Genomic DNA, 6,463 nt, shown 5'->3' with positions numbered 1-6,463 from the left:
ATTTGCATTGGCAAAGGTGTACACCGGACTTCCAGACAAAGAAACATCATCTGTACCTATCACATCGGTCAAAACAGCGGTACCAGTCGCAGAAGCACTTGAATTGCCATCATAAACCTTGTTTTTACCTGTTAAGCCTGTTATCGTCAGGTTTTTAGTTGTAATATCGGCAGTCAAACTTGGCTGAATTAGTACATAATTACTGGCTGCTGATCCTGTTAAAGTGTAGGCTGAAGTACTAATGGTTTTTACTGTAGCCACATTTGCATTGGCAAAAGTGTACACCGGACTTCCAGACAAAGAAACATCATCTGTACCTATCACATCAGTCAAAACAGCGGTACCAGTCGCAGAAGCACTTGAATTGCCATCATAAACCTTGTTTTTACCTGTTAAGCCTGTTATCGTTAAATTTTTAGCTGTAATAACATAATTCACTTCACGCGTTTCGCTGTAATTACCTTTAGCTGTAATTATTACTTTAGCAGTGCCCACATTGGTATTGGCGCTATAGCCCAAGGTATAATCTGTGTTTTCTATTAAGTTTAATGAACCCTTTTTCAACACGATCGAAGGGGCGATTGCTGAGCCAGTATACGTTTGATTTTCTACCGTTTCTACTGTAAAATTTTGAGCGTCAATAGATTCTAACCTGGTAATGTTTAGAGTATAGGTTTTAGTAGTAATTCGATCTTGCGCGGTTACAACAATAGTAATGGTATTACTACCTTCATTTAAATTTATTTGCCCCGATGTATTAGCACTTAATACATCTAATGTATTTACCTTGATGGTAGAATTAACATCGGACGCAGTTGGCATGACTGTAATCTCTGTTATTGAATTAGGAACTGTTACAGAATATCCAAGAGTTGCTGCTAAGAAACCTGGACTAAATGCTCCTGCTGATGTACTCAAATTAGATAATAAAGCATTCGCAAGTGTTGATTTTGCGATCATAAACTTGGTATTACTTAAATTACCCTCGTAATCCGTATAAGTTAATACGTTTTGAGTCTCATCAATCGTAATTTTATTAGGAGATAATTCAACCCATTTAGCATTCAAATTATCATAAACATACAAGGACTTACTGATAATTACACTAGGCTCTAAGCCCTCATCCCATTTAAAACTTAAGGTATACTTATCGGTCGAAAGTGGGTTAACTTTGCTTAGTGTCCACTCAACAGGTATGTCAATAAAGCCGGTATGATCTGATGATGCAAGGCTGACTTGAAAGTTGGTATTAGTTGTTTTATTTTTAATGGATACATCCGCCAATAACTTAGTAGAAGATTCTTGAAGATCCATTAAGAAATTAGCTGTTTCATTTAGCCCTACATTTCTTATTTCATAGATTGCGCTGGCATTAGTAATCAAAATTCGATTACTGTTAGGTCCGTTGTTAGAAGGAGCAGTTTGCTGTGGGAATGAAATTTTACTCGCTCCCGATGATCCCACAAATTTAAATCCACCTACAGAAGAAACTATTTCTCCGGAAGCGACATGAAATAAATCAGCTCCTTTGATGCTAATTGTTTGCGAAAACAAAGCAATAGGAATAAACATACTCCCTATTAACAAACACAATAATTTTCCAACTAGTTGACTTCTCATTTTTTGAAGGTATATCTTAAGATTTTCAGTTAAGGGCATTAATCCATGTATCGATATGACCGATTGAATTAGGCCTTAATATTATTTTTCTATTTTGATCTAGTAAAAACATGGTAGGCGTAGCAAACACATAATAATCGCTTACCATTTGACTATCCCATTTTTTAAAATCGCTGTAGGATACAAAAGGAAAGGCCTTTGTAAAGTTTTCAAAACTTGGTTTATCCTCTTCCAAAGCTATAAATACAAGCTCTACTCCTTTTTCTTTCCATTGGGCATAACGCTTGGCTAATTCGGGTAATTCTTCGCTACATTTTGGGCACCAACTGGCCCCAAAAACAAGCAAGGTAAAAGCTGATTTTATATCAGACAGCTTTTCTAAAGACTGTGAAGTATTACTAAACTTGTTCTTATCAAATAAAATTTCTGGAGCAATATTGCTCATTTTCATCGCACGATAAGATTCTAGCTGACGTGCCAAAGTAGTCTCTAGCGTACAATTTTTTTCGTTAAGCAATTTCAATGCGAAGTATTCAGATACTTGAAACAGGCTTCTACTTTCTAAAAAACCAAATAAAAAATCAGAAGCTTCATTGAGTTTTTTATCATCTTTCAATAAAAAAGCCAGCATTGCATCTATAGAAATTTCCATCTCTCGGTATACTTGCTCCAAAGGTCTACCGCTATTTTCTATCAGTAGAATATGATTTTCAATGGCATCTTTAAACAAACCACTTTTGTACAGTCGGCTATCCGCATAATCAATGTTGCGGAAGGATTGGATAGTTGCATCCACTTCCTCGGGACGGTATTGGGCAATCATAGCTGCCGAACTTATAAGGCCACGCATGGGCAAATACCAACGCACATAGCTATCTTGGGGTAACTGCTTTATAAAGGCATCGTCTTCTGCTAGGATACGTTTTTTTTCGGCAACAATGGCTTGTTTCGCCTTTATTTGATTCAAAAATAAAGAATCAGTAGTGTACATTTTTTGTAGATACAGCCAGGCACTTAAAGCTTGTTCTCTTTTTGCATGTGCTTTGGCATAAATTGCAAAGGCTTGGTTTTCTACTCCTTTAATTGTTTGTATAGTTTCGTTATAACTTAATGCTTCACCCTTAAGTTCAATATTTTCTCCACTTAAGATTACGAATAAGGGTTTATTATCTGATGCCATCAAATAAGCCACACCATAATCTGCACCAGAATAGTTGAGTGTAAAATTTCCTTTTTCATCGGCGCTTGTAGATGAAATAGCATAGGCTTTAAAACCATTAAATCCGTCTAGTTTTATTAACTGATTAGCTAGTTGTAAAAACTGACCCTTAATTGATTGCGCTAACAAGCCATTAGAATAAAGACAAATTATAAGTACTAAAAACTGTTTCATATCCTATAAATTATAGCACTTAACGGGCTAAACTCAATACCATTTGTGATTTTTATTTAAACTCGCTACCCTACAAGGCAGCGAGTTTAGATGATTCCATTAATGTCAATAGGGTTAATAATTCTTGATACAACGCACTGAGTATCCATTTACTCGAAAGGTCCTATTAGTTGTGGCACTTGAGCTACTAATTCTAATATAATTACTTTGGATTGTGAGATCGGAGGCAATCGTACTGGTCCAATAAAGGCCTACTCCATTAGTACCAGCTTCGGTTGGCGTTGTTGCGGGAGAAGTAGTACCTCCACGATAGCCTGCTAAAGGCAATTTTAGAGAGGCGAATGACCCAGAGCTAGTAATATTGGTACTTTGGGGGGCCCACAATGAAAGCTCTGCTTCAAATTCTTGCAGTGTAGGTAATCGATAACCACTTGGGCAAGGATTATTTGTACCATTTACTCCTGACCATAAATTATTGTTTTGTGGGTCGCGCCAATCAACATTACCACTACCGTTGTATATAAACTTATTATTCACAGGCTGATCTGAGCTACTTAATGTTGGAGTTGTTGTAGAATTAATTTTTTGATGACCATCTGCCCCCCTTCCCCACTGAAAGTAGTCACCGTAAGCATTAGTAGCAATACTATTTCCTGCTACATAAGTTGCACCTAGATTCCGATCTAGCCAACATTTACCAGCAGCGCCTACCAATGTACCATAAGTAACAGATGCTCCATCATAGACAAAAGTTTCTGTACCGGAGCTAGTACCGCATGCCCATGATGAAACTGTTCTAGTTAGGGTACAGGTTTTTCCTCCAATATTTATTGCAAAAGAGGCAGTACCAGCGCTTGCAGGCGTACCTGTAATGGTATAGGTTAAACTACCATTTCCATTTGCAAAATTCCCAGCACTAAATGTTGCGGTGAGACCGGTTACACCTGTAGAAGTAAGCGTTTGTCCGTCATGAAAACCTGCATTTCCACCTGTATATGGAATTACAGAACTAACTCCACTTGCTGCTACTCCTATTGTAAGGTTACCATTTTGGGTTGCTCCCGCGCAATCTATTGTAGCAATGGTACCTATTGGCAATACTGATCTGGTTAATGTAAATGCTTGTCCGCCAAAATTTAACGCAAAAGTAGCTGTTCCCCCAGCACTTGGTGTACCTGTAATGGTGTAAGTCAAAGAACCAGAAGTTCCCAATGTACCCGCAGCTAAGTTAGCCGTTAATCCTGTAACCCCTGTTGAGGCTACAGACTGTGCTATATAAGGCTTTGAATTTCCTGAAGTATAATTAAATGTAGAACTTACCGAATTGGCAGGTTTTGTAGCATAGAGTATACCGGGAGATGAAGGGGCCGTGTTAATTGTTGCTTGTCCTTGGGTGGGGGTTTGCGTAATTTCAAACCAAACAGAACCATTAAAAAGATTTAGGGTATTGGTAGTTGTATTAAAAATCATTAAACCTGTGGCAGGTGCGCTAATGGCATCGCGCTCCGTGGTAGTCATACGGGGTGGCAATAAACCTCTGGTAGTAGAAGTAACATCCAAAATGGCAGAAGAAGCTGCATTTTCGGTTCCAATTCCCACTTGTGCATTGGCAAAAAAACCAAGACACAAAAAGTAGAGTACAAGTAATTTTTTCATTTTTTTGATATTAATTTTAGGAGTTGCGTATAAATGTGTTCAGTTAAATGTCTGAGGGTATTATCAAATTTTAGTGTAACGGTATATGATCACAAAAAAAAGATGGCTCGATTTTTTTTATTATGATTATTATACAAAATATGGGGCGAAAGTAGTTAGACACAACTCCTCAAAACGAAAAATGCACCTAGACAAAACCTAGACAAAAAAAAGCTAGGGTGTTTTAAAGCAAAATTATGGAGTATTTTTTTCTTGTTTGTAGATTGCCTAGTTTGGAGCGCACCTCAGAAACCTGACCGGGAACAAGCGTTAAAATCATTTCAATAAGCTTGAGCGCTTTTGCGTTAAAACCAAGATTTCAAGCTATTAATCAGTAGAAATATACCAGTGAGCGATTTTGAAAAACATAGGCCTGCAGAGATAGGTCGCCATTTGTCTGCGATCCACAACATTTAGCGTTAGGGTAAATACCAACCACAGGAAAAGAGGACGGGCTTTTTAATGGAGGACGGGCGCGGCCTGTCCCTAGGGGGAGAAACACCCTTACAAGAGGTTAATCAATGCTATCCAAGCGTTCTAATAAATCATCAAGACCATCATCATTGCTTTGGATAGTTTTTCGCACATGGGCATAAAACAGGTCAAGCCCTTCCGCATCTGCAGAATAACCGCCATGCTCCAACATCCCTATTTTTTCGTATAAATGATTAAAAAGCTCGAAAGTTATAGTCCCAGCACTCTTTCCAACATAAATTTTATAATCACTTACAGATGCAAAAAAAGAATTCAAGTCGGCCTCTTCCTTCCAAATAAGCTTTCCTTGCATCGTTAAATCTTTTACTTTAGAAAATATCGCCCAGATTTTACCATTTTCCATATCATTTATCCCTTAAATTTCTCCATTACGTTTTCTCATAAACCATTCGCCACTAAGCAATAAAAGCAAAAGGAAAAATATGAATTTCAAATTAATCAGCTCTTCATAGCTACGATCTTCATAAGCAATTGTCTTTACCGTTTCATTAGCCTTAATTAGGCTTGGAATGGAGCCAATTTGATCTGGGAAGACCATCTTTCCCCCATTTTGAGTCGCCATCATGTACAATAGCTGATGATTAGCCACACTTTGCTTCAACTCAAGCTGCTGAGCGGTGATGATAAACTGTCCCTCAACTTGATATGAATTCTTCCCAAGACTTGTTTTAGCTTGATAAGAATAAGTCCCAGATGGTAAAATACCAGCCTTAAGCTGATAAGCATTCGAAGTTCTAGAGAAAAGAAAAGAATAAGATTTTCCTGAATTATTTTTAAGAGTAATATTCACATCTGCAGTATTAACCAGCTCAAATGCATCATTATAAAGCTCAGCATTGAGTATGACCGATTCATTTTCATCAAAAGTGTTTTTTGGTGAATACACGCGAAATTTTCTTTTATCATCAGAACTCACCAGATACTGGACAGTTTTCTGAATCAATTCATTAGTAGCATCATGATTTAAATTCTCCTGGAAATCTTCCAATCTCCATCTCCATAAACCCTCACCCGTTAAAATGCCTGTTCTTAATCCATTTTCTTCGGCAAAAATTAATAATGGTCGGTCGCTTGCCGTTTTTCCTATCTGCTGAGTCATGAGCACATTTGCAGGAGCTTTAATGACATAAGTTCCAAAAGGGGTCAGCAAGGGACTAAAATTGAGAATTTTCAGCTTATTCACATCCGATAAGGTAAAAGCATAAAAATCAGGTTTTAAATTTACTAAAGCTTCTTGCATCATTCCGGAACTACTGATTC

4 protein-coding genes and 1 pseudogene are annotated in these 6,463 nt (G+C 37.5%); all 5 read right to left on the bottom strand.

Annotation, left to right across the window (positions count from 1 at the left end):
* The coding region (locus ACILQF_RS09210) for a YDG domain-containing protein (protein WP_395627120.1) at positions 1 to 1,620 on the bottom strand (1,620 nt) is incomplete at its 3' end.
* Positions 1,621 to 1,645: 25 nt separating this feature from the next.
* A complete protein-coding gene (locus ACILQF_RS09205) occupies positions 1,646 to 3,013 on the bottom strand; it encodes a peroxiredoxin family protein (protein ID WP_395627119.1) in 1,368 nt (455 codons plus the stop codon).
* A 114-nt stretch (positions 3,014 to 3,127) separates the two neighbouring features.
* Positions 3,128 to 4,669 (bottom strand): hypothetical protein, encoded by a 1,542-nt coding sequence (locus ACILQF_RS09200; protein ID WP_395627118.1) that lies wholly within the window; start codon positions 4,667 to 4,669, stop codon positions 3,128 to 3,130.
* A gap of 553 nt (positions 4,670 to 5,222) precedes the next feature.
* Positions 5,223 to 5,546: a hypothetical protein gene (locus ACILQF_RS09195; protein ID WP_395627117.1), complete on the bottom strand. Its 324-nt coding sequence runs from the start codon at positions 5,544 to 5,546 to the stop codon at positions 5,223 to 5,225.
* A 12-nt stretch (positions 5,547 to 5,558) separates the two neighbouring features.
* Positions 5,559 to 6,463: pseudogene (locus ACILQF_RS09190) on the bottom strand (hypothetical protein); the annotation flags it as partial.

This window comes from Daejeonella sp. (assembly GCF_044232565.1).
Taxonomy (GTDB): domain Bacteria; phylum Bacteroidota; class Bacteroidia; order Sphingobacteriales; family Sphingobacteriaceae; genus Daejeonella.
The sequence above is the reverse complement of the archived record's forward strand: the minus strand, read 5'-3'. Positions and strand labels throughout refer to the sequence as shown.

Excerpts from the sequence above, each read along its gene's own strand:
- ACILQF_RS09205 (WP_395627119.1), bottom strand. The coding sequence starts at position 3,013 with ATGAAACAGTTTTTAGTACTTATAATTTGTCTTTATTCTAATGGCTTG.
- ACILQF_RS09200 (WP_395627118.1), bottom strand. The coding sequence starts at position 4,669 with ATGAAAAAATTACTTGTACTCTACTTTTTGTGTCTTGGTTTTTTTGCC.
- ACILQF_RS09195 (WP_395627117.1), bottom strand. The coding sequence starts at position 5,546 with ATGGAAAATGGTAAAATCTGGGCGATATTTTCTAAAGTAAAAGATTTA.